This window comes from Psychrobacter sp. CX18, from assembly GCF_057396215.1.
The window spans coordinates 311,653-337,714 of record NZ_JBXYJH010000004.1; the positions used below are offsets into that span (position 1 = coordinate 311,653).

23 protein-coding genes and 1 pseudogene are annotated in these 26,062 nt (G+C 40.1%); 9 read left to right on the plus strand and 15 right to left on the minus strand.

Annotation, left to right across the window (positions count from 1 at the left end):
- Window positions 1-17: 17 nt before the first annotated feature.
- Window positions 18-1,697, minus strand: coding sequence for an alpha,alpha-trehalose-phosphate synthase (UDP-forming) (locus AC2SLT_RS05105; RefSeq protein ID WP_486546550.1), 1,680 nt, complete (start codon window positions 1,695-1,697; stop codon window positions 18-20).
- Between the two features lie 68 nt (window positions 1,698-1,765).
- Entirely contained in the window at window positions 1,766-2,668 is a 903-nt protein-coding gene (otsB, locus tag AC2SLT_RS05110) for a trehalose-phosphatase (RefSeq protein ID WP_486546551.1), read from the minus strand.
- Between the two features lie 562 nt (window positions 2,669-3,230).
- On the opposite strand from otsB, the gene AC2SLT_RS05115 reads away from it, so the two are divergent.
- The 8 genes and pseudogenes from AC2SLT_RS05115 (at window position 3,231) to AC2SLT_RS05150 (ending at window position 12,639) form a co-directional block, all read left to right on the plus strand.
- Window positions 3,231-4,277 carry a DUF1852 domain-containing protein gene (locus AC2SLT_RS05115; protein ID WP_486546552.1) on the plus strand — a complete coding sequence of 349 codons (1,047 nt, stop codon included), beginning with the start codon at window positions 3,231-3,233 and terminating at the stop codon, window positions 4,275-4,277.
- Between the two features lie 267 nt (window positions 4,278-4,544).
- On the plus strand, window positions 4,545-5,579 hold the full coding sequence (locus tag AC2SLT_RS05120; RefSeq protein WP_486546553.1) for a methionine synthase: 1,035 nt from the start codon (window positions 4,545-4,547) through the stop codon (window positions 5,577-5,579).
- 25 nt (window positions 5,580-5,604) lie between these two features.
- Window positions 5,605-6,132, plus strand: coding sequence for a flavin reductase (locus tag AC2SLT_RS05125; protein ID WP_486546554.1), 528 nt, complete (start codon window positions 5,605-5,607; stop codon window positions 6,130-6,132).
- Window positions 6,133-6,290: 158 nt separating this feature from the next.
- Window positions 6,291-7,118, plus strand: coding sequence for a sulfite exporter TauE/SafE family protein (locus AC2SLT_RS05130; protein ID WP_486546555.1), 828 nt, complete (start codon window positions 6,291-6,293; stop codon window positions 7,116-7,118).
- 56 nt (window positions 7,119-7,174) lie between these two features.
- Window positions 7,175-7,285 (plus strand): annotated as a pseudogene (locus AC2SLT_RS05135) (hypothetical protein); the annotation flags it as partial.
- Window positions 7,286-7,439: 154 nt separating this feature from the next.
- Complete coding sequence (locus AC2SLT_RS05140; RefSeq protein WP_486546556.1) at window positions 7,440-9,170, plus strand: FAD-binding oxidoreductase; 1,731 nt, start codon at window positions 7,440-7,442, stop codon at window positions 9,168-9,170.
- Entirely contained in the window at window positions 9,167-10,972 is a 1,806-nt protein-coding gene (locus tag AC2SLT_RS05145) for a glycerol-3-phosphate dehydrogenase/oxidase (protein WP_486546557.1), read from the plus strand. The genes AC2SLT_RS05140 and AC2SLT_RS05145 overlap by 4 nt, the downstream gene beginning before the upstream one ends.
- A gap of 95 nt (window positions 10,973-11,067) precedes the next feature.
- Complete coding sequence (locus AC2SLT_RS05150; protein ID WP_486546558.1) at window positions 11,068-12,639, plus strand: FGGY-family carbohydrate kinase; 1,572 nt, start codon at window positions 11,068-11,070, stop codon at window positions 12,637-12,639.
- Window positions 12,640-12,784: 145 nt separating this feature from the next.
- Here the strand turns inward: AC2SLT_RS05150 and AC2SLT_RS05155 are convergent, their stop codons facing one another.
- The 9 genes from AC2SLT_RS05155 to AC2SLT_RS05195 form a co-directional block, all read right to left on the minus strand.
- Window positions 12,785-13,651 carry a PAP2 family lipid A phosphatase gene (locus AC2SLT_RS05155; protein ID WP_486546559.1) on the minus strand — a complete coding sequence of 289 codons (867 nt, stop codon included), beginning with the start codon at window positions 13,649-13,651 and terminating at the stop codon, window positions 12,785-12,787.
- Between the two features lie 11 nt (window positions 13,652-13,662).
- Window positions 13,663-14,046, minus strand: a complete 384-nt coding sequence (locus AC2SLT_RS05160) for a diacylglycerol kinase (protein WP_486546595.1) — start codon at window positions 14,044-14,046, stop codon at window positions 13,663-13,665.
- Between the two features lie 264 nt (window positions 14,047-14,310).
- Window positions 14,311-15,753: a sensor histidine kinase gene (locus AC2SLT_RS05165; protein ID WP_486546560.1), complete on the minus strand. Its 1,443-nt coding sequence runs from the start codon at window positions 15,751-15,753 to the stop codon at window positions 14,311-14,313.
- Between the two features lie 9 nt (window positions 15,754-15,762).
- A complete protein-coding gene (locus AC2SLT_RS05170) occupies window positions 15,763-16,506 on the minus strand; it encodes a response regulator transcription factor (protein WP_486546561.1) in 744 nt (247 codons plus the stop codon).
- Window positions 16,507-16,511: 5 nt separating this feature from the next.
- Window positions 16,512-18,194 carry a phosphoethanolamine transferase gene (locus AC2SLT_RS05175; RefSeq protein ID WP_486546562.1) on the minus strand — a complete coding sequence of 561 codons (1,683 nt, stop codon included), beginning with the start codon at window positions 18,192-18,194 and terminating at the stop codon, window positions 16,512-16,514.
- Between the two features lie 170 nt (window positions 18,195-18,364).
- Window positions 18,365-19,291 (minus strand): MBL fold metallo-hydrolase, encoded by a 927-nt coding sequence (locus AC2SLT_RS05180; protein ID WP_486546563.1) that lies wholly within the window; start codon window positions 19,289-19,291, stop codon window positions 18,365-18,367.
- Window positions 19,292-19,354: 63 nt separating this feature from the next.
- The gene (locus tag AC2SLT_RS05185; RefSeq protein WP_486546564.1) at window positions 19,355-19,810 is read right to left on the minus strand and encodes a DUF6691 family protein; all 456 of its coding nucleotides are present in this window, start codon (window positions 19,808-19,810) and stop codon (window positions 19,355-19,357) included.
- 64 nt (window positions 19,811-19,874) lie between these two features.
- On the minus strand, window positions 19,875-20,294 hold the full coding sequence (locus AC2SLT_RS05190; protein ID WP_486546565.1) for a YeeE/YedE family protein: 420 nt from the start codon (window positions 20,292-20,294) through the stop codon (window positions 19,875-19,877).
- Window positions 20,291-20,656 (minus strand): metalloregulator ArsR/SmtB family transcription factor, encoded by a 366-nt coding sequence (locus tag AC2SLT_RS05195; protein ID WP_486546566.1) that lies wholly within the window; start codon window positions 20,654-20,656, stop codon window positions 20,291-20,293. The genes AC2SLT_RS05190 and AC2SLT_RS05195 overlap by 4 nt, the downstream gene beginning before the upstream one ends.
- Window positions 20,657-20,983: 327 nt before the next feature.
- On the opposite strand from AC2SLT_RS05195, the gene AC2SLT_RS05200 reads away from it, so the two are divergent.
- On the plus strand, window positions 20,984-21,964 hold the full coding sequence (locus tag AC2SLT_RS05200) for a CorA family divalent cation transporter (protein WP_486546567.1): 981 nt from the start codon (window positions 20,984-20,986) through the stop codon (window positions 21,962-21,964).
- A gap of 232 nt (window positions 21,965-22,196) precedes the next feature.
- On the opposite strand, the gene AC2SLT_RS05205 is transcribed toward AC2SLT_RS05200, so the two are convergent.
- The 4 genes from AC2SLT_RS05205 to AC2SLT_RS05220 form a co-directional block, all read right to left on the minus strand.
- A complete protein-coding gene (locus tag AC2SLT_RS05205; protein WP_486546568.1) occupies window positions 22,197-22,814 on the minus strand; it encodes a DedA family protein in 618 nt (205 codons plus the stop codon).
- 189 nt (window positions 22,815-23,003) lie between these two features.
- Window positions 23,004-23,828 carry a COG4705 family protein gene (locus AC2SLT_RS05210; RefSeq protein ID WP_486546569.1) on the minus strand — a complete coding sequence of 275 codons (825 nt, stop codon included), beginning with the start codon at window positions 23,826-23,828 and terminating at the stop codon, window positions 23,004-23,006.
- Between the two features lie 95 nt (window positions 23,829-23,923).
- Entirely contained in the window at window positions 23,924-24,460 is a 537-nt protein-coding gene (locus AC2SLT_RS05215) for a cytochrome b (RefSeq protein WP_486546570.1), read from the minus strand.
- 411 nt (window positions 24,461-24,871) lie between these two features.
- Window positions 24,872-26,056 (minus strand): M20 aminoacylase family protein, encoded by a 1,185-nt coding sequence (locus tag AC2SLT_RS05220; protein WP_486546571.1) that lies wholly within the window; start codon window positions 26,054-26,056, stop codon window positions 24,872-24,874.
- Between the last annotated feature and the right edge of the window lie 6 nt (window positions 26,057-26,062).

Below are 26,062 nucleotides of genomic sequence, written 5' to 3' on the forward strand. Positions count from 1 at the left end.
ATTCAAGGTACTTTGAATTAGGAAACCATGTCCTCTTCTAACCCATATAAGTCATCTAAGAAAGCTTGTTGCCAGTCATGTAAAGTATGCTGTTTTAACCCTTTCAGCAACTTATCATGACGGGCTTTACGCTCGTCTAACGGCATCTCTAAAGCTGTTTTAAGCCCTTGAATGACGCTATCTGGTTTTTTAGGGTCGATAATGACAGCATCTTGCATCTGCTCGGCAGCACCTGCATAACAAGACAGTACCAATACACCAGGATTATCTGGATTTTGGGCGGCAATATATTCTTTAGCCACTAGATTCATACCGTCTTTTAGCGAGTTTACCCACCCAATGTCGCTGTGCCAAAACTCAGTCATTAATGTTTTATGGGTTAACACCTTTTCACTATAAGTAATCGCCTGCCAATGGGTACTTTTATTGTCAGTATCCTTAATGTCATGAGCATCATTAAGGCTATTATAGATATGAACCTCATTTGCTATGCTGCTATTTGTCGTTTGTTTGCTAGCAGAGGTATGTTTAGAGGGTGAAAACTTTTGATTAATATACTGTACGGTGTGTCTAACTTGTTCGTATAAACACCGATACGCAGGCAAGTCCAAACGACTCGGGCAAGCAATTTGTAAAAATTTTAATTGGTTTTGATAGCGTGGATATTGCTGTAAAAAATCAGCATACGATGTAAACCGCTCTAATAACCCTTTTGAATAATCAATACGATCTACGGCAATTATTTGCTTAACAGACTGATCAACTGGCACAGTTGATTTTTTATTCTTATTATGAAGAGTGGCTAGCACATTTAAATGATGAACTTGCTGCTGAATTTTAGCAACATTAATGCCAATAGGGTAAGTTTTGATGATGAGACGATGAGGGTTGTTGTTTGTATTTTTAAGATTTAAATTTAAATTTAGTAAAGTTTGCGCTTTTCCAGTTGTATTTACACCTCTACCCTTAACACTGATTTGTAACTGGCTATTAAACGAAGTACTCAACTGCTTCTTTAGATAGTGTTTAAATACATCAAGACAGTTGGAATTGTCATGATGAGTTTGGGTGCCAACTATATCGTAGTGGGCGAGATGCTCAATCAGCTCTGCACTTTTATCTAACTGTTGCCAATACGATAGTGGCGCAAAAGGAATATGCAAAAAAAATCCAATGCGATTACGCATACCCAGTTGTCGACAATGATAAGCAACACTTAAAAAGTGATAATCATGCACCCATATCACATCTTCAGGTTTGCTAACGTCACTAAGCTGCTTGGCAAAAAGACGGTTTATAGATTGATACCCGTCATAATCATGTGGAGCCTGACTCATCAAATCGGTTTGCTCGTGTAACATGGGCCACAACACATTATTAGCAAATCCACAGTAATAGTGCTGATATTGATTTGACGTTAAGGCGGTCGTCATATACGTCAGCTTTGATTTAGATGATTGATCTTTTAAACGTTCCAGTTCTGAATCACTAGTAGGTAATTCACTAAAATTTAAGGCAGTAAAATTTAAGTTGTTATGATCTACATCATGTTTTACCTCAATAATGTCGCCATTCCAGCCCATCCAGATACCAGAGTTTTCGCTCAATACGTCATGCATCGCTAAGGCAAGTCCGCCTGCCATCGGATTATTGTCGGGCAATTTTACCCGATTTGATAAAACGATTAAGCGGCTCATATATTTTGTCTCATTGATTATTAAATGACCTATTTTAAAAATTTAGGATTAGTGTTTGGAACATGATGTTAAATTGGGTAATTCATTTGACTTAAACTCAAAAAATATTCGAGAAGCGGGATCACCTCATTAATATTTTTAACATTGTAACGGGCAGCCGTAGGTTCACTACCAACTTTGATACCGATACCCGTCATGGGTACATTATGACGGGTTTTAGCAAATGGCTGAGTAGCCGTATTTAAACTTAAGTGGTCACTATTGTTTGACCATACATACTGTTGAACTGCTGTAAATCCAGCTTCATCGGTTATATCATCACCTATAAAAATAGGGCACAGCGGCTTGGTTGACTTGGTTGCCAGTATAGATAATAAGCTCAAAATAGCAGCGCCTTTATTAACCCCTTTCGGTACAATTTCCCAGACATATTTGCCCTGTTTTAAAGTCCAATTAGGATAGTCCTCTATTAGATTTGACATAAGGCGATAAGCAACATCAGCTAATGTAGGGTTTTGGCGATAATGAAGAGCGCAAGAGTAAGGCTTTTGCTCAATCGTAAAATCTGTGTAAGGCTGGCAAGATTGGAGTATGGTTTGCTTAATTGCATTAAGCTCAACTGTATTGACTGGCAATGCGTTAGTTACTTGCCCATTGCCATCATTCGCCTCGTTAAAATACTGACCACCTTCGAGCGACATCTCTAAGCCATGCGTTGCGGCGATCGGTAATTGAAGGGGAGATAGCATTTGCTTAGCTTCAACGAGACTACGCCCTGTCACCACAGCTATTGGCAAGCCCTGACATTGAATGTCATGTAATAGTGTTAATGTCGTCTTTGGAACAAAACTGGCTTTAGGATCAATCGTAAAATGCGCCAACGTCCCATCAATATCTAAAAACAAACAATAGCCTATTTGATTAGATAAATAGTCTGAGAAATTAGTAGGTTGAATATAGGTTGACGGCATATAGGAGGGTGGATCTCAAGCTAAATATGAAGGTATATAAAGGTTTGAAGAATCATTATGTTGACATACAACGCCAAATGTTATGACAGTAGGACTGTTTTAAATTCGTTTCAGAATGTTTATCCAGTAACAATTGGACTACACACACTTTTTATTGTCTATTTATAAATATAACTTTACCATCAACTCTTAAAGTAGGTTGTGTCTTTAACCCAGCATTTTTGATTAAAGGCCTTTCATAATTTGTTGGGCTAAAAGCACCAACCTACAGTAAATTTTAATTTTAATAAGTTGAGAACGGTGTGGCCTATATAAATTATGATGAGTCACTAGGCAGCGAGATTGGTTTTAAGTTGATTTGAATTGATTTGATTTGAATTGAATTGATGTCTTGTATAGCTTGAGGAGTAACAATGATAACTAAAAAAGACAAAGTCAACTAACATGAATAAAATTCATCTTATATTAAAGTTATATCGTTTTATTCATGTTTTCATTCATGGTTTAATAAGCTCCTAAAATAAATTTGGTTTTAAATCATTCATTAAGGGTGCAAATCATCATGAGTAACACGTTTCGCTATTCAATCAAAACCATTCACTTTGATGAAAATTATCAGCCTGCCCATAGCACGCGTCTGACGACTAACTTCGCCAATTTAGCGCGTGGTGAGCAACGTCAAGACAACCTGCGTAAGACCCTAACGATGATTAACAACCGTTTTAACGCGCTGGCACATTGGGATAACCCCGCAGCAGACCGTTATACGGTTGACGTCGATATCGTCTCAGTCGATATGGATGTCGAGGGTAATGGTATTAATTTTCCTATTATTGAAATGCTAAAAACAACCGTCATTGACCATAAATACAATACTCGCATTGACGGTATGATTGGGAATAGCTTCTCGTCTTATGTACGTGATTATGACTTTAGCGTGGTGTTACTGGATCATTTTGACAAAAACCCAGACACACCGCCGCCGCAAAGTTTTGGTGAGTTACATGGTAAGCTGTTTCAAGATTTAGTGAATTCAGAGACTTACAAAGCCAACTTTAATAAACAACCAGTGATATGTCTTAGCGTATCGACCAGCAAGACCTATCACCGTACGACAAACCAGCATCCAGTATTGGGGGTTGAATACCGCCAAGATGAATACTCATTAACGGATGACTACTTCCACAAAATGGGCTTAACAGTTCGCTACTTTATGCCTGCGGGTAGTGTGGCCCCTTTAGCGTTTTACTTTGCTGGTGACTTGCTTCGTGACTACACTGATATTGAGCTCATTAGTGCGATTGCGACGATGGAGACATTCCAAAAGATCTATCGTCCTGAGATTTATAATGCTAATTCGAGTGCTGCTCAGGTATTTCAACCGAGCCTCACTTATCAAGATTATTCACACACTCAAATTGACTATGATCGTGAAGAGCGTAGCCAGCTTGCCGTTAAGCAGGGTAAGTTGACTGAAGAGACGTTTATTAAGCCTTACAAAGACATTCTTGATAAGTGGGCTGCTAGCTTTGATATCAATAAGCCAATTAAAAAAAACAATGAACATAAAACCGTTGAAGATGAATCTATTGAACCACAAAGTGCCTAGTTAGCTCATTCAATTATTTACTATTTAAATAACATCATAGCTAATCCTGCTTTTTGTTCCTATCTTGACAGCGGACGGGAGCGAGCGCTAAGACTAGAGTCGTTCCAACATTCGAGCGACCCCCTCTAGTCGAGCGCTCGCAATCCCGTCCACTGTCAAGGATATCCACGGCAATCAGGGCTAAACCGCTCTAACCTGCAACGTTACGAAATAAATTGACAGTGACGCTATTTAAAAAGCAACGCTAAATAAAGAGAATAAACAAACATGACTAACCTATTATTACCAACCTCAACCGCCGGCAGTTTACCAAAACCTTCATGGCTTGCAGAACCCGAAAAGCTTTGGTCACCATGGAAAATAGAGGGTGAGGAGCTGATTGAAGCCAAGCAAGATGCACTGCGGGTATCACTACAAGAACAAGCACGAGCAGGAATTGATATTGTCAGTGATGGTGAGCAAACCCGCCAGCATTTCGTGACCACCTTTATTGAAAATCTGGATGGCGTAGATTTTGAAAAGCGTGAAACGGTCAAAATTCGTAACCGTTATGAGGCAAGTGTGCCGACTGTCGTTGGTGCGGTGAGTCGTACCAAGCCGGTATTTGTTGAGGATGCCAAATTTTTACGAGCGCAAACTGATCAGCCGATAAAGTGGGCACTACCTGGTCCGATGACCATGATTGACACCTTGTATGATGACCATTATAAAAGCCGTGAAAAACTGGCATGGGAATTTGCCAAAATCCTCAATCAAGAAGCCAAAGAGCTAGAGGCGGCTGGCGTGGATATTATACAGTTCGATGAGCCTGCTTTTAATGTGTTCTTTGATGACGTGAACGACTGGGGTATTGCTACCTTAGAGCGTGCCATTGAGGGGCTCAAGTGTGAGACAGCAGTACATATTTGTTATGGTTATGGTATCAAAGCCAATAATGACTGGAAAAAAACCCTAGGTTCAGAATGGCGTCAATATGAACAAGCGTTTCCTAAGCTGCAACAGTCAAAAATCGATATCGTGTCACTAGAATGTCAAAACTCAAAAGTGCCCATGGATTTGATAGAATTAATCCGTGGCAAAAAGGTCATGGTCGGCGCTATTGATGTGTCAACCAATAGTATTGAGACCCCTGAAGAGGTTGCCAGTACGTTACGTAAAGCGCTGCAATTTGTTGAAGCCGATAAGTTATATCCGTCAACCAACTGTGGTATGACCCCTTTGTCACGCCATGTGGCACGTGGTAAGCTGGAAGCGTTAAGTGCTGGTGCCAAAATCGTTCGTGATGAATTAACTGCCAAGTAGCGAACTAAAATTTAGGATACTAATCATGATTGAAGCCACGCATTTTAGAGACGCCATGTCATTGTTACCGACTGCAGTCAATGTCGTCACCACAGCCGGAGATGCTGGGGTACATGGGTTTACTGCCTCTGCGGTTTGTAGCGTCACAGACATGCCGCCAACCTTGTTGGTCTGCATGAATACCACGTCTCGATCACATGCGCACTTTATAGATAATAAGGTTTTGAGCGTTAATGTGCTTAGCGCCCAACACGAACCTATATCCAATGCGTTTGCCTCCAAATTAGATTCAGTTGAGCGCTTTAAGCAGGGCTCATGGACGACATTAGTGACGGGTGCGCCCATTTTAGAGGATGCATTGGTCAGTTTTGATTGTAAAATAGAGCAGGTTCAGGAAGTGGGCACCCACAGTGTGTTTATGTGTCGTGTTGTCGCCATCAATCAAAGCCGTCAGGATGAAAGCTTGGTATACTTTGATCGTCGCTATCATACTGTAGGTCAAAAAGTAGAGCATAAATTAAGCAATGAGACGGATCATAAGCAAATGGCCTAAGAGAGTATTTGATTAAAAACTTGAATGACAGCTCGAATTAAAATTTAAGTTAAACGGATTCTCTTAAATCGATCAAACGCTTGTTTTATGCTCAGAATAAATGCCCTATCCAACCTTTAAATAATCCTTTATTTACTCAAAAAAGAAGACAATATCACGTGGAATTAATCATATTTTTACTAATAGGTGCGCTGGCAGGATTTGCAGCAGGACTCTTCGGTGTCGGCGGTGGCACAATTATCGTACCTCTGCTTTTTATCGTCTTTACTCAAATGGGATTTAGCCCTGATGCGATAATGCATCTTGCTTTAGGTACGTCACTGGCGACAATTATCGTCACCTCCATCAGCTCTTTAATGGCGCATAATAAAAAAGGTGCTGTGCTGTGGCCTGTCTTTAAAAACTTAGCACCAGGCCTGGCGCTAGGCAGCTTTGCTGGCGCTGGGATTGCTGGTTTGTTATCAGGAATTCATCTGCAAGTCATAGTGGGGCTATTTCTGTTATGGGTAGCCTATAGAATGTTTACCAGTGGCAAAAGGCAGATCAAAGCCAATGCTAAAGCCAAGATGAATAATACCAATATCGTCCTACCATCACCTCCAATGCAAGTTGCCGCAGGGGCGGGTATTGGCATCGCTTCTGCTATTTTTGGTATTGGTGGTGGCAGCTTAACCGTGCCTTACTTGACCCGATATAACGTGGTGATGCAAAAAGCCGTTGGCACGTCTGCCGCCTGTGGTTTGCCTATTGCTATTGCCGGTGCTTTAGGATTTATGTTTTTTGGAATGCAAAAACATTTAGAGGTGCCAAATGCGATAGGCTTTGTTCATATATATGCATTTTTAGGCATAGCGAGTATGAGCTTTTTTACTGCTAAGTTAGGCGCAAGAGTAGCACATGCCTTATCCCCACAATTATTAAAGCAATGCTTTGCAGTGTTGTTAACCGCTGTGGCAATTTTCTTCTTGTATAAAGGGTTGATTTAGAGTCTCATAGATGAGTCTAACTTTACTCTCAAGTTCATTTACCACACTCTGGAACAGGTCTAGGATTGTCTATCGTCAAATCTATTGTGAACGCTCATGGCGGGCAGGCGACTATCTCTATTGAAGTAGAAGCCTTATTTGTGGTTAGGATAGAGTTAAAGATATAGTGTATAAAATTATTTATTGATGGTATAACTTATGCGTCTGTGGTTTTAGCTAGTATACTCTTAAATATATGAGTAGCATGATTAACAGCATTAAGTCACCATTTTTTAAGACTTAAATTTAACTATAAAATAAACCATGGACAGGTGAAATCGCATGAGTACACTTAATACGTCCCATAATACGTTTAAAAACACGCTTAAAAATACGTCCGACAATATGTCCAATACTACGCCTGATAGTATGTCCCGTAATACCCCAATCGAACAAACGCGTTGGAATGGCTGGGGTAACGTTAGCATTAATAAAAAAGTCTCGCCACATGGGGCTAAATTAATCAAGTCCCATATCGGTAAGACAACTAAATTACCTTCTGTTAGCTTACAACGGGTCTTAAAAACCGTTCCTGAGTCGCGCCTACCTGACGCTATTACGAGCTTATCTATAGTCTCAACGGATAAAGAAGTCAGACTCAGACACGCACGTGGTCAAAGTTTTCCAGATTGGATAGCCATGCACAGTGGCGAGTTTGAGGTATTCCCAGACGGCGTTGCGATGCCGCAAAATACCTCAGATGTCGAGATGCTCCTGAAACTTGCCAGCGAACATGATTTGATCGTTATACCGTTTGGCGGCGGTACCTCAGTTGCGGGTCACATTAACCCTATTAAAGAAGCACGTCCTGTTTTGACCATTGCCATGAGTCAAATGGATCAGCTGCTTGATTTGGATATTGAGAGCCAAATCGCGACATTTGGTGCCGGCGCGCAAGGGCCAGCGGTAGAGTCTCAGTTGGGTGAGCAGGGTTACCGCTTAGGTCACTATCCGCAGTCATGGGAGTTGTCTACTTTAGGTGGCTGGATTGCCACTCGATCTAGTGGTCAGCAGTCTTTGGGCTACGGTCGTATCGAGCAGATGTTTGCAGGTGGCACGTTGGTCACTCCGCAAGGTATTTTAAACATTCCTGATATTCCAGCCTCGTCTGCCGGCCCAGATTTGCGCGAGATGATGATGGGTACCGAAGGCCGGGCTGGTATCTTTACCGAAGTCAAAATGCGCGTTCAACCACTGCCTGAGGAAGAGCTATTTAAAGTGGCTTTTCTACCTCATTGGGAAGCGGGCAAAACCTTACTTAGACAAGCAGTACAACAAGATGTTCGTCTCTCTATGTTACGACTGAGCAATGCCGTCGAGACCGATGCTCATTTGCACCTGGGCACCACGCCTAGCCAATTTGTTGCCATCAGTGCTTATCTAAAAGCCCGCAGACTGACATCAGATAAAGTGATGTTAACGTATGGTGTCTCTGGCAATAAGGCGCAGAATAAGCTTGCCCTTGCTCAAATGAAACAACTCATGAAACAGCATGGCGGGGTGACCGGTAAACTGACCGATATTATGGGCAATATTTGGGCGCATGGTCGGTTTAAGTTCCCGTATTTACGAGGCACGTTATGGGAGAGGGGTATCATGGTGGATACCTTTGAGACCGCAACCAACTGGAGTAACATTGATGAGCAGATGGCGCAGATGCAACAGGCCGTAAAAACCTCTCTAGTAGATGAGGGCGAGGAGGTCATGGCCTTCACTCATATCTCCCATGTTTATAAACAGGGCGCTAGCTTGTATACCACTTACTTCTTTAGAACGGCTAAGGATTACGCCAGTACCTTACAACGCTGGCAAAAAATTAAACAGGCGACAAGCTTGAGTGTCGCAAATGGAAAGGCGACCATCTCGCATCAGCATGGTGTGGGGCGTGATCATGCCCCGTATCTTAAAGCTGAAAAGGGAGAGTTGGGCCTTAAAGTCACTGCCGATATGTTAAAAAGTTTAGATCCTGAACAACGTATGAATCCCGGTGTGTTATTACAGGACGATTTATGAACCCCTCTATGCAACGTGAGCAGGCGCTCAATATGGTTCAAACACGTACTGAGCCTTGGGATATACTCATTATTGGTGGCGGGATTACAGGTGCAGGTATTGCACGAGAGGCGGCAAGGCGTGGATTAGCAATATTATTGGTTGATCAAAAAGACTTTGCATGGGGCACATCGAGCCGCTCCAGCAAAATGGTGCACGGTGGGCTACGCTATATCGCATCGGGTGATTATAAAACAACAGTACAAAGCGTACGTGAACGTGAACGCTTTCTTACAGAAGCCAGCGGTTTGGTCAATGAGATGCACTATGTAATGCCGCACTATAAGGGCAAATTTCCGCCACCCTGGATATTTAATACGTTACTGAAGGTATATGACAAAATAGCTGGCAAACGTTATTCTAAATATTTTAAAAGAGAGGCGTTTTTAAAACTTAATCCAGGAATTAAAAAAGAAAGGTTACTAGGCGCCAGTCAGTTTAGTGATGCGTCCACCGATGATTCGCGTCTTGTCATGCGTGTGTTAGATGAAGCGAGTAAAGACGGTGCGCATGCGATTAATTATCTTAAAGCGGATGCCTTAATCTATGATGAACAAGGCTTAGTGATTGGTGCAAAGCTGAGAGATACAGCAAATCAGGTAGAGAGTAAGACGGCTACTAATACTGATTCTGATAATAGGTCACATACTAATATTGACGATAATACGACCAGCTATGAGATATATGCCAACGTTGTGGTTAGCGCTACGGGAGCTTGGGCGGATACGTTACGCAGGCAGGCTGTCAATCAAACCTCCAATGAAACCCTCAATTCAACCTTAAGCCAAACTCAGAGCCAAACTTCCCAGGCAACATTAAGTCAAACCATCAAACCCTTTCGCAAACAAATTCGCCCCTCGCGCGGTAGTCATATAGTTATCAGTCTAGAGCAGCTACCCCTTACTCACGCTTTTACTTTCTTACACCCTGTCGATAAAAGGGCGGTGTTTGTTTTTCCTTGGGAAAATCGCACGGTGATTGGTACCACCGATTTAGATCATCCGACATTAGATGATAAAGAAGTAGGTATTACAAGCGAAGAGGTCGATTACCTATTAATAGCGACCAATGAGCTATTTGATGATGTCAAACTAAGTCGTGATGACATCATCAGTACTTGGGCAGGTGTGCGTCCGCTTATTTCTGCAGCCGGTAATGGCAAGCGGGTGAGCCCCAGTAAAGAAAAACGCGACCACAGTGTGTGGGTAGATAATAATTTAGTGACGGTGAGTGGTGGCAAATTAACCACCTTTCGCTTGATTGCTCTTGATGTTATTAATGCCTGTTTACCCATTTTGGCGCATAATGATGACCTTAAGAACAACATCGCACAAAACAGCCATCAACTAAATCCGAGCAGTGACGATAGCGTCTTTACTAACCCTGTGCCAACCCATCCAAGGTTTGCCACTTTAGCAGGACCCTTGCAACATCGTCTGCAAGGCTATTATGGTAGACAAATAGACACCTTACTCGAGCTTGCGAATGACGAAGACTTGGAGTCTATCGCTGATAGTAATACCTTATGGGCAGAGATTCGTTTTGCATTACGCTATGAGCAAGTCATTCACTTAGACGATTTGTTATTGCGGCGTACCCGAATAGGGTTGATACTACCAAACGGCGCTATGACCCCGCCCATAAGCGACCGATTAAAGCAGCTGTGCCAACAGGAGCTGGGTTGGGACGATACCAAGTGGCAGCAAGAAGCTGAGCGCTATGATGAGCTATGGCATCGTTACTATCATTTGCCTGTAGCATAGCTCTATGATGATAATACGCTCAAGTTGTCAACGAGCTTGTCAACGAGCATTACTCCATATTAATGGACACACTAGCACTTTGGTAAAGGACTACCATGACTAATCACAATAATGACGAGTCAATCTATTTTCTCAGTATTGACAACGGTACTCAAAGCGTCAGAGCGATTATTTTCGATCAATTTGGTCAAGAAGTTAGCAAAGCTCGTGTAGCGCTTAAGCCTTATTTTTCTAGTCAGCCTAATTTTGCTGAGCAACATGCCGACTACTATTGGCAAAAGTTATCTGAGGCATGCCAACAGCTATGGCAAACGTGCACGATCACGCCTAGTGAAATTGCAGGCGTCAGTCTAGCAACCCAGCGCTACACCATGATTTGTTTAGATAAAGACAAAAAGCCGTTACGACCCGCCATTGTGTGGATGGATTTGCGCCGGGGTAAAACCAATGATATTGGGTTTTTAGGTCCAATTACCAAACTGGCTGGCATGGGTGATTTGGTCAAAGATGCCCAACAAAAAGCGCGGGGTAATTGGATTGCCCACCATGAGCCTGAAATCTGGGCTAAAACAGCACATTATGTCAACCTTTCAACCTACCTTACCTATCAGCTCACCGGAGAGCTTATTGACTCTAATGCTCAGTCGGTGGGCTATCTGCCGTATGATTACAAAGCCCAAAAGTGGCTAAAGCCTAAAGACTTTAAATGGCGATTGTTTAGTTGTCGTCCGGAGCAAATGCCAAAAATTGTTGCACCGAGCCAGCCTTTAGGTAAAATTAGCGCCAAAGCTTCTGAGGCAACTGGCATCCCTCAAGGTACTCCCATGATTGCCGCTGCCAGTGACAAAGCCTGTGAGACCTTGGGTGCGGTTGGCTTAGCAACTGATACCGCGTGTTTAAGCTTTGGTACTACCGCTACTATTAGCACCTTTACGCCCGATTATGTAGAAGTCATCAAACACATACCGCCTTATACGGCGGCCGTACCTCATTACTATAATCCAGAATATATGATATATCGCGGCTTTTGGATGGTCAGCTGGTTTAAAGAGCAATTCGCCCACTACGAGCAAGAGCTTGCCAAACATCAAGGTATTGATACCGAGAAGCTCCTCGACCAAGCCATTAAGGATATCCCTGCAGGCTCAATGGGTCTTATAATGCAGCCGTATTGGTCCCCTGGCGTGAGGCATCCGGGACTTGAGGGCAAGGGTGCACTCATTGGCTTTGGTGATGTGCATACACGCGCGCATGTTTACCGCGCCATCTTAGAGGGGCTTGCCTATGAGCTAAAGCTGGGTTTTGACACTATCGTAAAACGAACTGGTAAGCCTATCAAACACCTACGCGTCTCTGGTGGAGGCTCACAAAGCGACTCTGCTATGCAGATGACTGCAGATATCTTCGGTATGCCTGCTTATCGTCCGCATACCTATGAGGCAACGGGATTAGGTGCAGCCATTAATTGTGCGGTTGGTCTTAGTGTCTATCCTGATCACCAAACCGCTTGTGGTGCTATGACGCATTTAGGCGAAAAGTTTGAGCCTATTGAGGCTAATGTGCAGCTTTATAAGCGCTTATACAATGAAGTGTACCTTAAGATGTACCATCGCTTAAAGCCTTTATATGAAACTATTCAAGATATTACTGGTTACCCTGCGATTTGAATGCAATGCACCCTAGTAAAAGTAATGTTTAAATGGTTTTAAATTCAAATTTTTTGGAGTTCTATCTATATAGTCAGCTCTTTTTTTGAGCATTCAATCTGAGCTCACTGATAGGACAATAAGTGCGAAATAGTCCTTAATATTTTCAAATATTATTCAAGTAAACTTTATTATTAAAGATAATGCCTGCTATACCATAAACAATAAACCATGATAGCCACATAGAAACCAACGTATGACTAAAAAAATGATCACCAATCATCATTTTATAAAATCCCATTGTCCAACCCAATAAGGTAACTAACAGGATTATTTTATTTTTTAAACGATACAAACGAGGTAGGTAAGCAATAGCGTATAACGCAAATCCAGCGCTAGCATGAGCGGCTGGAAAGCATTTGGCAGATGTTTGAGATATAACATCCTGCCACAAGGATAGGTAGGCATACTGACCACCAAATAAGGTTAATTGGTTTGGACAAGCAACATAGGTTAATGTTTTAAGAGCCGCAATGGTGGAGGGGACGGCTATCAGTGATATTAGGATATAACTTAATTCACGAGGGTTGAAAGGGCGTGATAACTTGCCAAATATAGTGATTAAATCGTTAACCCTTGATCTGGTCTTATTTTTATTATTCTTCTTATTTTTATTATTCTTCTTAATATTATTGTTATTTATGTCTTTTATTCGACGTTGTAATGACCATTGACAACATAGACTTACTATTAACCATATCCCAAATACTATAATCAGCCTTTTTGGTAGGTCATAAAAAATAGCACGCCAAGGTTGGGCGTTTTTTTCAATAAACCATTGCCCGTTATGATAAAACAAGTTGCTAATGGTGACATCAGCGCTACTATGTTCAAAAATTAGTGTCGAGATTAGTGCTAGAGATAATAAAAAAAGCCATGTAATAAAGTGGAAGCCTTTTAAGTGCACATGATTATTTATAGGATCTCTTATGAGAGATTCAGGATGAATAAAGCGTTTTAGTTTGTTTGGCACGTGGATTAGACCTAGATTAATTCAGATAACGCTATCATCCATAAAATGAATAGTAGTAATAATACTAAAAACTGCGCTGCAGAACCGACATCTTTAGCCACTTTAGCCAAAGGATGCTGTGCAGTAGACGTGTGATCGACACTGGCCTCAATACCGGTATTGATCAACTCTACAATAAGTGATAAAAAAGAGGCAACGACTAATATCATTTTAATGGTGATACTAAGGGGCAGTATTAGAGTTAAGCAAAACAAAATAATATTCAGCCAAAATACCTGTCTAAAAGCCGCTTCATATTTATAAGCTGCTCTAAAACCATCTAAAGAATACCCTGTCGCTTTTATGATACGAATGATCCCTTTTTTGCCTTTAGCCTTGCCCGCAAAACTGTCCATGTTTAGCGCTTGCGAGATTTCTAATGGCGTTTCACCAATAATGTGAGTTGTCTCATTATGGGGTTTATTGGAATTATTATTAATCATAAAAATAGCTCAGTTGTTAGCGAAAATTTGAGGATATACAGAGGCTAGTTAAGAAAGCGTTAAGGTGGGTTAATTACATACTAAATACTTTGAAGAGTCTGTACTTTTCGATATTTTTAATATCGAAGTCGAGTTTCAACCTTAGTTTAGAAATAATAGTTCAGAAATAATTTTGATTTATTGATAAAAAATAGTAAAGGTGCTGCCGCCAGTTTCATTTGATTGATAGGTCATACGCCAACCCATATGCGAAATAATACGCTGAACAATACTAAGCCCTAAACCCGTTCCCTCAATATTAGCTTCAGAGTACGGAGTAGTTAAGGGTGTTTCATTCATATTGTCCTCAAGGTTTGTGACGTCTTGCTTAGTGCTTTCATGGTTGTTGTTTTCGTGATTAGTACTTTCAAGAATAGTGCTGTCGTGATTAATGCTATGAAGACTGGAGTGTTTTAATCGATTAAATCTCTCAAACATCAAATGTGTCTTAGCCTCAGGTATGCCAATTCCTGTATCTGCAATAGATATTTTGTTGTCATCAATGAAGATACTAACTTCCCCCTCTTCCGTATATTGGAATGCATTTTTAATTAAATTACCAACGGCCATTTTAAGGAGTTCTGGGCGGACGTAGGCGCTATATTCTTGGTCTGAATGAACGGTGCAGATGACAGGCTTATATTTAATTAAATAGCTAAGCCGCTCAACTTCTAAATGTACAACCTCATTAATAAGTGTTTGAGGAGTGTCAAGTTGCTCTGGGGCTCTTGATAATAATAATAAGGCACTGATCATTTGTGAGGTATCTTTAGCGGTCTTATTAATTCTAGTGGTGAATTCCCGCAAGGGGCTATCCTCATTAAGCTGAGACTCTAGCACCTCTGACGCCCCCATAATAATCGTTAACGGAGTACGCAGTTCATGACTGACATCTCCTGTGAATAATTGTTCGCGTAATAAAAAACTTGAGAGTTGTCTGTTTTTATTTTCAATAGTGCGTGCAAGCACCTCAACTTCTGTGGGTACATTGGATAATTGACTTAAGTCTTGATAATCGGTTTCAACCGCATTTTTTAAATCTAAAATTGGTTTTATAATCGCTTTTGACGATAAATAGGAGAATATAAAAGCGAGTAAAATACTCAAAAGCAAGGCACCAGTCAATGCTTCATACATGATTTCTTCAATATCTTCAAAGATAGCCAAAACGGGGTATTCCGTATCAGAAAAAGTGGCATTTTCTAAATAAGTTAAAAGATAGGTTTGATTTTCATAGTTATATTTAAAGTAATGCAACTCTGAGTTATTTCCATTACTGATGACTTCGATTTCTTGAACGGTATCAGTCGCTAAATGCTTTAAGTTTTCAGGGGCGTATTGAAACTTATAGATATTGATTCCTGGATTGGTTTGATAAACCGATTGATCCCCGTTTTCCTTTAAGCTTAACTGCAATTGTTGTAGTAACCTACTCTGCACTAAAGACTTTTCGATTTTTGTTTCGGCGATATAGAATATAAAAATGAAGGTAGAACACAGCATGATGGCAAATAAGATATAGGACAGGCGAAACTTTGTTTTTATTGAGTTGAGTTCAAACACACTATTTTTTTTAAACATAGTATTGGTTCAATCCAATTTAGAACTAACAATCTGATAACCGACACCAGATACCGTGTGAATCAAGGGTTTATCGAAAGGTTTATCGACCTGTGAGCGAAGCGTATGTAGATGGGTGCGAAGTGCATCACTGCTCGGTATGTCATCCCCCCAAACGCTGATTTCTAAGTCAGTTTTACTAACCAAGCTTGGGCTTTCGCTCATTAATGTCTTAAGAATCTTAAAGCCTATCGGCGTAACTTTAATTAACTTACCCTCTCTATAAACGGTATGAGTTTGAGTATTTAATACCAGTGTATCTACTTTCAACTCTTCTTCAAAGTGTTTATTTTGATGACGTCGCACCAAAGCTTTAATGCGCACCTCAAGCTCCACTAGAGAAAAAGGTTTGACTAAGTAATCATCTGCACCACTCTCAAACCCTATCACTTTATCCGAAATAGTATCTCGAGCCGTTAACATTAAGATCGGGGTTTTAACGTGCCATTTTTGACGCAGTGTTTTGCACAACTGCGTACCATCCATACCCGGTAGCATCACATCGAGTAATATAACATCATAACGATTTTGTGAGGCCAGATTAAGACCGCTTTTACCGTTATAAGCATTGTCTAATTCATACCCTTTAGGCTCAAAAAAAGCATAAATATTAGCGACGATATCAGGATTATCCTCAATAATAAGTATGTGGCATTTGTCGGCGATTTGACTAGGTGTCACCTTATCAGAGTTTTTGGGATCAGGTGTATTCATAAATGTCACTTAGATAACGTTTTGAAAAAAGTCGGCTTACCTTTCGTTTCCTCAGAACTGATGCCATAAAAATTCATCAAAGTCGGGGTAATAAAGTCATGAGACACCGGTTTATTTAATAAGGCTTCAATACTTGATTTGTCTATATGATTACTTGAAGGTGACCAAATAATGACGGGAATATGTTTTTGAGCATTTGGAGCAATTGAATAGGGGAGACCATGCAAGTATATATTATTTTCGCCTAAGCTTTCTCCATGATCGCTCACATATATCATCGTCACATCGTAAGTTTGTTGGTAAGGCTTTAAAGTCTCAATAACGCTATTCAAAAAGTAATCTGTATAACGGATGGCATTATCATACCCATTGATAACCGATTGAGTATTGCATTTTGACAGCTCATTGGTCATACATACCGGTTTGAATACCTCAAACTCTTTGGGATAGCGCTCATAATAGGCTGGACCATGGTTGCCCATTTGATGTAATAATATCAAAGTATCTTGAGGCGTTACTAGTTTATCAAATCCCTCTAACATACCAATATCTCGACATTCACTATCACAAACGGGGTTGTTATCTGAAGTCTTAAATTCTTGATACGTCACTCGATCAGCGACCCCTTTCGAGCTTGAATTATTGTCCCGCCATATCACGTTAACCCCCAGTTTATGGAGGGTATCTAATACATTTTCATGATACGCTGCATTTTTAGAGTCATATTCCTCCCTATCTGCATAACTGAACATACAAGGTACTGAATAAGCAGTAGAAGTGCCACAAGAGGTTGCCTCTTTGAAGCTATAAATATCGTTTTGCTTGGCTAGCAAAGGCATAGTATCGCGTGGGTATCCATTTAAGCTAATATGATCTGCCCGAACTGTTTCACCCACAACAAAGACCATTAGTTTAGGTTTGACGATTTGGGTGCTAGACGTCACACGTTTTGCATCGGTTGCATGGGCAATCAAGGTGTCAGGACGATTTAGTTTATCTAGGTAATCCGTTCCTAATTTAATTGATGAATAGATTGGTGTGATAGGATTTGTATAGTTCCGCACCATTTTATGTTGACGAAAAAAGCTGGCGTATTGATCCCCAAAGGGTAATAGGCAGACGGCTATGACAGCAATTGCCAATACTAAAGTCATCACTCTTTGGAGCAGTGCAGAACGCCAAGTCAGGCGCTTAATGGGTAATTTAAAAATGATAATAGCCGGTACAATACCCATTAAAAGCACACGTAGTACTAAACTGAATGAAAACAATCCCATTGCTTCTGCATGATCCGTCTCCATACTGTTAATAAGCATGTTGGTATCAAATATTGTGCCATATGCATCAGTAAAATAACCACAGACAGCGCCGATAAGAAGAAGCGTAATAAGTACAAACTTTGCAATGGGACGATACGTCAACAACTGCACAACCAACCACATCAGTCCGAAAAGCAAACCTATTAAAGACAGAAAAAACCCAAGGTTATTTTGTATAGGGTAGAGGCTTATTACTTGTTTAAAAAACCCTATATTTGCGGTCGCCACTAAAAATATAGCCACGCCTAAAATCAAATAATTAAGGTTAATTTCCCGTTTTTTAAGCACATGCTTAAAGCCCTTTAAATTTGGATCTTTTATGGGTTCAACGAGGACTTTATTTGAGATTGAATTTTGGGTTAGGGGCATGGCGTGACTTCTCAACGGTAACTTAAGGATTGAATCCTAAAATAGCAATTGCCCCGTTAAGAAGATGTTAAGAAGATTCAGAATGGATGTGGAGATTAGAAGCTTTAAAGTAGGTTAGAAAATTTAAAGTAGGTGATGTCAATTTTTTTATCTGCGCCTTTAACCTGCGATTAAGTGAACAGGTTCAAAGGTACTTTCAAATAACGAACGCCATTAGTTTCAGGCTCTGGCAATTCACCGGCTTGAATGTTAACTTGCACAGCGGGCAAGATTAAACGTGGCATGTCAAGCGTTGCGTCTCGCTCGGTACGCATTTTAATGAATTCGTCGCGACTTATGCCAACTTTTACATGTATATTACTCGCTTTTTGAGCTGCCACTGTGGTAACAGGTGTATGGTCGCGAGATTGATTTGATTGGTTAGCATGGGGCGGATAGTCATGACATAAGTAAATCTTGGTATTATCAGGCAATGCCAATATTCTTTGAATGGAGTTGTATAGCGTGCCAGCATCACCACCCGGGAAGTCACATCTAGCAGTACCCACATCGGGAGCAAAAAGCGTATCACCTACAAACACCGCAATTTTGTTAGCATTCTCTCGTTTTTCATTAATCACTTGACGCGCAACATAGGCCATATCTGCCGGCGTATGCCCTGGTACATATAAAGCAGTTATTTCAACTTGACCTAGCTGTAGTACAGTACCCTCATCTGTTAACACATCAAATTGGCTGGCATCTGTTTTAAAACTCATATCAAGATTAAAGACGTCTTTAAAAATTCGTTGCACGTCAGTAATGTGTTTGCCAATGACCAGCAGTGGAGGTGTGGTCTGATCTGCAAACTGTTCTTTAACATAAGGTGCAGCAGATAAGTGGTCAGCATGGGCATGAGTTTCAATAATATATTTGGTTTCGAGATGATTCATTTTGATAAAGCTGATGACCTTATCTATAGAGTCAGTACTGGTATGACCCGACTTACCATCGTAGTCCAATACAGGATCTATAATGGCACATAAGTTGTTCATATTATCGACTAGGACGTGGGTATAGGTTTCAGTATCCTCATGTAAGAAAGAATGTATTTTCATAACGGTTTTATTATCCTTAATGGCTTAATATTCTTTTATAAGTAAATCACAACGTTAGATTTTTTAATGAAGAGTTGGTTTAGTGATAAACCCATATACACCATGCAATCCAAAACCACCCAGCATGGCTACAATAAATAGCATGGCTTGCCAATATCCAGCAAAAGCAGATAACAAAGCAGGGGCAGGACAAAATCCAAGCATCCCCCAACCTATGCCAAAGCAGATACTACCGATGAGTAACTGAGGGGTAATAGCACTATTACTGGGAAGCTCAATATCTGAGCCATCAAATGCAGGCTGATGCATATTAAATTTTCGCTTGGCAATCATAAATGCGGGCATGGCAACCAAAATTGCTGCCCCCATTACTAGAGCCAATGACGGGTCCCAATTGTGAAAGATACTTAAAAATGCCACTACTTTATTGGGATCTACCATCTGAGAGACAATCAAGCCGAGTGTAAAAACCACACCTGCGCTAAAGCTTATAATAAAGGTCTTGTATGATGCTGACATTGTAGTATTCCAAAAAGAGTATGATTTACCTTATTAAAAGAAGAGTTACTTATAGAACAAAGATTCAAAACATATTGAATAGGGTAGCAGTGGCAATACCGCTCGCCATAAAAGTAAGCGTCGCAACAAGTGAGCGCGGTGATAGTCTAGATATACCACATACCCCATGCCCACTCGTGCAACCTGAGCCTAATCGTGTACCAAATCCGACCAATAAACCAGCACAAATAATTAAAAATGGAGACGCCTCAATTGAAAAATTCGGGAATCCAATCAATAGGCTATAGCCCCACGTTGCCACTGCCATCCCTACCACAAAGCTAAACTGCCAACTTAGACGGGGCAGTTGGGTCAACATCGATTTAAAAATACCACTCATGCCCAAGATTCGACCGATGCCTAAAATTAGTACAGCAGCCGATAATCCTATGAATGCACCACCAATCAATGCTGATAATGGGGTAAAGGATAGCCAATCAGTCATAGTTCTACTTCTCTATTTGAGTTAAGGGTTTGGGTAGAGGTTAGGGGATCGCAGAAACGTTCATAAAGTATCTGCATGACGGCTAGAGCATCATCGCTAGCAATGGAGTAATAAATCTGACGACCTTGACGTTCAGGTGTCACTAAATTTTGCTCCCTAAGTATCCCAAGCTGCTGCGATAAACTAGGTTGATGGATACCGGTTAATTTCTCAAGTTGACTAACACAAGCCGATCCCTTAACCAATTGACACATCAGCATCAAACGATCGGGATGCGACAAAGACTTAAGCAGTTGCGCCGCTTTATCTGCATTGTTTTTAAGTTGGTCGAAGTCGACAGACTGCCCAATCACTGATGTCATTAAAATACTCCTAGTTTAAAAATAGTAATATCATTACTCATTACATTACTTAACCACCCTCTATTAAATTATATTATATATTTTTATATAATATAAAGCTATATAATTTAAATAAAGTTTTTTATAGTTGGTATTAGTAGCTAATTAGGGTATAAATCTTATTGACAGAATGGCTTTTGAAGAGAAAAATACAGGCAAAGTTAACCTCTAAACTTTTAAACGGCTTAGCCTAAAAAAGAGTTAAATAGCCCCATGTTTTACGAATAGGCAGTCTTTTAAACTGAGTTATGGGTTGCCATAAATATAATAGAGTGCATAGGTATATCAATGAATAACAAGTTTTTAGAAAATTCGACCCTGATTACTTATTCGCCCTCCCAGGTTACAAACGTTCGTTGTGACAACCTTAAAAATTTAATTTTTAATCCCCAAAGTGATGACGTTTACTGGTTAAACACCTATGGGATAACTGAACTTGAGGATATTAAGAAAGTTATTATTCAAAATAATCTTGATGACTTTTTATTAAAATTATTCCAAGAAAAGGAACATGTTAATAAAGTTATTGAGTTAGATAATGTGCTGTTTATCGCAATAAAAGTATTAATGACAGAGGGTGATAGTCTTAAAAGTGAGCAAATGATTTTTGTTGTATCTGCAAATATGCTATGGAGTTTGCAAGAAGAAAAAGGAACTTATTTTGAATGGATTCGGGATCGATTGACTCATGGTAGGGGTTTAGTACGCAGCAAAAAAGTTGATTACCTCATGTTTCTAATTATTGAATCGATGGTATCGAGTTATGAGTCTACCTTTGAAAATATTATAAATAACGATGATGATTTTTTAAATGTGTCTAATATTCAACCTACTCCTTATTTTACTGAGAAAGTTGAACAACAAAAAATGCGACTGTTAAATTTTAAAAAAGCGACGCTAAGTTTACGCAACACAATAGTAAAATTACAGACGATTAATAACCTTGATATTCAAACCAAATATTTTATAGAGCTTAAAGAACAAGCCAATAACTTAATCAGCGAAATTGATTTTGAGTTGTCGAATTTAGACAGTAAAATTAATCTTATATTTTCATTTCAAGGTCATCGTTTAAATGAAATTATGCGAATGCTGACTATAATATCTGTGGTATTTATACCGTTAACCTTTATAGCAGGCGTTTATGGAATGAATTTTGAATACATGCCAGAATTAAAATGGCGATATGGGTATTTCATTGTGCTGAGCGGAATGGCATCAACTGCCTTATTTATTGTTTATTATTTTAGAAAGAAAAAGTGGATCTAAGCATAAAATCCCATTAACTTTGTCTCGAAGGTAATACCAAATCTATAAAATAAGAGACTAAATGAGGCGACGGCAAAAGCTATAAACTGAAGATTAAGTGAGCTTAGACCAATATTTAGAATATTTTAACGTGGGATAGTTTATCTTAGAGAAGAGGTAACTCTTCAATTCAATTTAAGAGCCATAATATTAAGAGTTACATTAACAACTACATTTGCTGCTATATTCACAATTAACTTGCCGTACTTTTAAACCGCCGTCTAATTAGCCAAATTAGGATAATCGCTACCGCTAACAGCAAAAATATTTTTGAATAAGGCGCTAACCACTTCTCAATAACATCGTAGTTATTACCAAAGTGATAACCAGCTAGGGTCAGTAAGGTAGTCCAGATGCTAGCACCCAGTGTCGTAAGCACTAAAAAAGGGAGTAGCGGCATCTTATTCATACCCGCAGGGATAGATATCAAAGATCGAATACCTGGCACCATGCGACCAAAAAACACCGCCTTTTTACCATGATTATCAAACCAATCACTTGCAGACAATACATCCTCAGTCTTGACAAACACATATTTGCCATACTTATCAGTAAACGTGATTAGCCTTTCTTTATTAAATAACGTGCCTAAATAATATAAAGGAAGTGCGCCAATAACCGACCCCAACGTTCCCGCTAAGATAACAAGAACAAGGTTCAAATCCCCTCGCGCAACTGCAAAGCCGGCAGCTGGCATGATAACTTCTGAGGGGATTGGTGGAAATACATTTTCAGCGAACATCGCAAAAATAATGCCTAAATAGCCAAATTTGGCCATGATAGCTAAGACCCAATCACTAATTTGATTCATATATTAACTCTAATGGTTATAACCTAAAGCTCGATACTGCAGTGTGCCATATAAAGAAGGCGTTAAGGTTGGTTTTACATTATTAAAGTAGGGAGCCTCGTCTACAAAATGAAGCCCCCAACTTATTAATGCATAAATCTTGTTATAATTGGATAAGTGGTATGTTATTAAAGGGCTTGAGGATTTGTATTAATGACTTTTAGTACTAGCACGTTGTTTAAAGATTAAAAGGCATAGCACAATAAATATGAGTAAAGCTGCCGATGCCCCAAAGCGACTCAATGCCAATCCACCATGGTCAATAGGTTTGTCTAGAAAGTCTCCGAGTACAGCTCCCAAAGGTCGGGTGAGTACAAAGGCACTCCAGAATAACAAGGTTTTAGAAATACGCGTCCAAAAGTGTGCTATTGCAATTAAGGCAAGCAAACTTCCAAAAATAACCGCACTGGTTGTGTATCCCATACCCTTAGTATCTGCCACCCAGTCTCCGAGTGCTGTACCAAGAGTCTGCGAGAACATAATGGTCGTCCAATAAAATACTTCTGCTTTAGGGTTAGTAATACTATCAACAGAAATACTGCCCATACTTTTATGCCAAGTAAATAAACTCAGGGCGAGTAAGCCTAGCAGTAAGGCAGACCCTCCGGCATAGCCAATTCCTAATGAGCGAGTAACAAAATCTGCTATTGTCGTTCCGAGCGTTGTAGTCGCAATAATGGTGCCCCAATACAACCACTTATTAAATCTATCTGCTTTGATTTGGGTAGCAACGGCGATTGCGAAAATAACGGCAAAAATACCTGTACTAACGATATACCCAAGATCTAACGACATTGATAACGCATCCCCTGCCGTTTCACCCAGTGTCGTAGAGGCAATTTTGATCAACCAGAAAATTAAGGTTACCTCTGGCACTTTTGCTAATGCACTACTATATGATCCGCTATTTGAAACATGATTAGAGTTGTTGTCGTGAAAACTCTTATTATTAATACCTTCGGCGTTTCTAGACATTATAGCCATTTCCTAACTCACTATAATTATCAACAGACCCTAGTCTAAACACATCCTATTGCATTAAGTTACAAAAGCAATATGCAGGTAATTCGTTACATCATCCTAATAATTAACTTATCTTTTTTAAAGAATTGATGATAAAGCGCTGCAAGAATATGAACTGCTGTAAAAGTTAGAATTAATGACCAAATCACGTTTGTATGTAAATTTTGATAGAATTTAGAGGTGTTATGATCTGGCGTTACAAAAACAGGTATGTCAAATAAACCGAAGATACTCACTGGATGACCATCATAAACCGTCATCAATAGCCCTGCGATAGGCATGGCAATTAATAAACCATACAATGCCAGATGAACCAAATGAGATATTAAATTCTGCCATTTTGGCATCGGTAGGCTTGGCGGTGTTTGAGTTATCAGGCGGTTGATTAATCGAGCAAGCATCCAGCACAGCAGGCTGAGGCCAAAGGCTTTATGTAAATTTATATAGGAGATATTTTCGCTATTTTCATAGAGCACAAATAACCCCCAAGTTATGACTAGTAGTATTAAACTCACCCAGTGAAATATTCGACTGCTTACTGCCCATTTATTATTTAAAGTATTACCTTCCATAGTATTTTTCATAACCATATCCTTTTTAATAAGACCAAGACCCAATGAATTTGATTGATTCTGACTTAATGACTATAAGGTTGAGGATGTTAAGAAAGTGTTAAGGTCTATCCGATAGGATGTGCATAGCTGGGAGTGAAAGTCACGACCAAAAAAATAGACTTACCGAAGATAACGGTAAGCCTTGAAGATAGAACTATAAATGAATATGGTTTGTCCTAACTGACTGATTAACCGAGTTGTCAAGCTAGTGCTAAGGATAACGAAACCATCTTTCCCTAAGTCATCTTGCCCCAAGTCATCTTGCCTCAAGTCATAGATTTCTTAAACTTCATGATCTAATATAAAAGCAACAAGATCATAGCTATAGTCATGCTAAGACGATATAAATAGGACCTAGTGACGGTAACACAAGTGGTAAATCTATACTAAAAACTTTTGGGTTAATAAAACCCAATAAGCAGCGCCAATAGGAATGTTAGTGTCATCAAAATCATAATTTGGGTTATGTATAGAGCAAGCACCAGGACCCCCTGTGGATTCATCCCCATTGCCAATAAATAAATAACACCCTGGTACTTCTTGTAAGAAAAAGGCAAAATCTTCACTGGTCGTCAACGGTTTTATATCCGTGAGTGTGTCATCTTCCCCAATCAACTCCTGGGCTACTTTATAAGCAAATTGGGTCTGTTCAGCGTTATTCATGAGCACAGGGTAATGGGTGATAAAATCAAAACTCGCAGTCACACCATAAGCGGCTGCTTGATGGTTTACCATCTCTTGAATACGGTCTAATAATGTTGCGTGAGAGTCAGGGTCTAAACTTCGAACATTTAGTTTTAACACGGCAGTATCGGGGATGACATTATCGGTATGACCCGACTTAAATTCCCCGACCGTAATGACTCCTGTTTTTAACGGGTCAATATTACGAGAAACAATAGTCTGTAGTCCCATAATAATTGCCGCGCCTGCCACCACAGGATCACTTGCCAAATGAGGCATTGCACCATGGCCACCTTTGCCATGCAATGTCACATCGATACGGTCTCCAGATGCCATTAATGCCTGTTCATTAAAACAAAGCTGTCCTGGCTTATAGCCTGGCATATTATGTATGCCAAATATGGCATCGCAGGGAAACTTTTCAAACAACCCGTCATCTATCATGCGCCTTGCCCCTGCAAGTCCTTCTTCAGCAGGCTGGAATATTAAATTAAGCGTGCCATTAAAGTCTGCGTTTAATGCTAAATACTCGGCTGCTGCCAATAGCATGGCGGTATGTCCATCGTGACCGCAAGCGTGCATTTTTCCTTCAAGTTTGCTCGCGTAAGGTAAATCCGTCAACTCAGTTAAGGGTAGGGCATCCATATCGGCTCGCAACCCTAAGGTTCGGCTTCCATTGCCTTTTTTAATTTGACCGACCACGCCTGTACCGCCTAAACCTCGAGTAACCGTATAACCCCAATCTTCAAGATTTTTTGCCACTAAATCACTCGTACGAAATTCTTCATAGCCCAGTTCAGGGTGTTGATGAATATCATGACGGATTTTGACAAACTTATCTGTCGTTTGTTCTAACTCTACTAGTAAGGGGTGCTGATTCATATGAAC

Excerpts from the sequence above, each read along its gene's own strand:
- AC2SLT_RS05120 (WP_486546553.1), top strand. The coding sequence starts at position 4,545 with ATGACTAACCTATTATTACCAACCTCAACCGCCGGCAGTTTACCAAAA.
- AC2SLT_RS05220 (WP_486546571.1), bottom strand. The coding sequence starts at position 26,056 with ATGAATCAGCACCCCTTACTAGTAGAGTTAGAACAAACGACAGATAAG.
- AC2SLT_RS05150 (WP_486546558.1), top strand. The coding sequence starts at position 11,068 with ATGACTAATCACAATAATGACGAGTCAATCTATTTTCTCAGTATTGAC.
- AC2SLT_RS05215 (WP_486546570.1), bottom strand. The coding sequence starts at position 24,460 with ATGAAAAATACTATGGAAGGTAATACTTTAAATAATAAATGGGCAGTA.
- AC2SLT_RS05160 (WP_486546595.1), bottom strand. The coding sequence starts at position 14,046 with ATGGACAGTTTTGCGGGCAAGGCTAAAGGCAAAAAAGGGATCATTCGT.
- AC2SLT_RS05180 (WP_486546563.1), bottom strand. The coding sequence starts at position 19,291 with ATGAAAATACATTCTTTCTTACATGAGGATACTGAAACCTATACCCAC.
- AC2SLT_RS05195 (WP_486546566.1), bottom strand. The coding sequence starts at position 20,656 with ATGACATCAGTGATTGGGCAGTCTGTCGACTTCGACCAACTTAAAAAC.
- otsB (WP_486546551.1), bottom strand. The coding sequence starts at position 2,668 with ATGCCGTCAACCTATATTCAACCTACTAATTTCTCAGACTATTTATCT.
- AC2SLT_RS05165 (WP_486546560.1), bottom strand. The coding sequence starts at position 15,753 with ATGTTTAAAAAAAATAGTGTGTTTGAACTCAACTCAATAAAAACAAAG.
- AC2SLT_RS05140 (WP_486546556.1), top strand. The coding sequence starts at position 7,440 with ATGAGTACACTTAATACGTCCCATAATACGTTTAAAAACACGCTTAAA.
- AC2SLT_RS05210 (WP_486546569.1), bottom strand. The coding sequence starts at position 23,828 with ATGTCTAGAAACGCCGAAGGTATTAATAATAAGAGTTTTCACGACAAC.
- AC2SLT_RS05190 (WP_486546565.1), bottom strand. The coding sequence starts at position 20,294 with ATGACTGATTGGCTATCCTTTACCCCATTATCAGCATTGATTGGTGGT.
- AC2SLT_RS05185 (WP_486546564.1), bottom strand. The coding sequence starts at position 19,810 with ATGTCAGCATCATACAAGACCTTTATTATAAGCTTTAGCGCAGGTGTG.
- AC2SLT_RS05145 (WP_486546557.1), top strand. The coding sequence starts at position 9,167 with ATGAACCCCTCTATGCAACGTGAGCAGGCGCTCAATATGGTTCAAACA.
- AC2SLT_RS05105 (WP_486546550.1), bottom strand. The coding sequence starts at position 1,697 with ATGAGCCGCTTAATCGTTTTATCAAATCGGGTAAAATTGCCCGACAAT.
- AC2SLT_RS05175 (WP_486546562.1), bottom strand. The coding sequence starts at position 18,194 with ATGCCCCTAACCCAAAATTCAATCTCAAATAAAGTCCTCGTTGAACCC.
- AC2SLT_RS05170 (WP_486546561.1), bottom strand. The coding sequence starts at position 16,506 with ATGAATACACCTGATCCCAAAAACTCTGATAAGGTGACACCTAGTCAA.
- AC2SLT_RS05125 (WP_486546554.1), top strand. The coding sequence starts at position 5,605 with ATGATTGAAGCCACGCATTTTAGAGACGCCATGTCATTGTTACCGACT.
- AC2SLT_RS05205 (WP_486546568.1), bottom strand. The coding sequence starts at position 22,814 with ATGAATCAAATTAGTGATTGGGTCTTAGCTATCATGGCCAAATTTGGC.
- AC2SLT_RS05115 (WP_486546552.1), top strand. The coding sequence starts at position 3,231 with ATGAGTAACACGTTTCGCTATTCAATCAAAACCATTCACTTTGATGAA.
- AC2SLT_RS05200 (WP_486546567.1), top strand. The coding sequence starts at position 20,984 with ATGAATAACAAGTTTTTAGAAAATTCGACCCTGATTACTTATTCGCCC.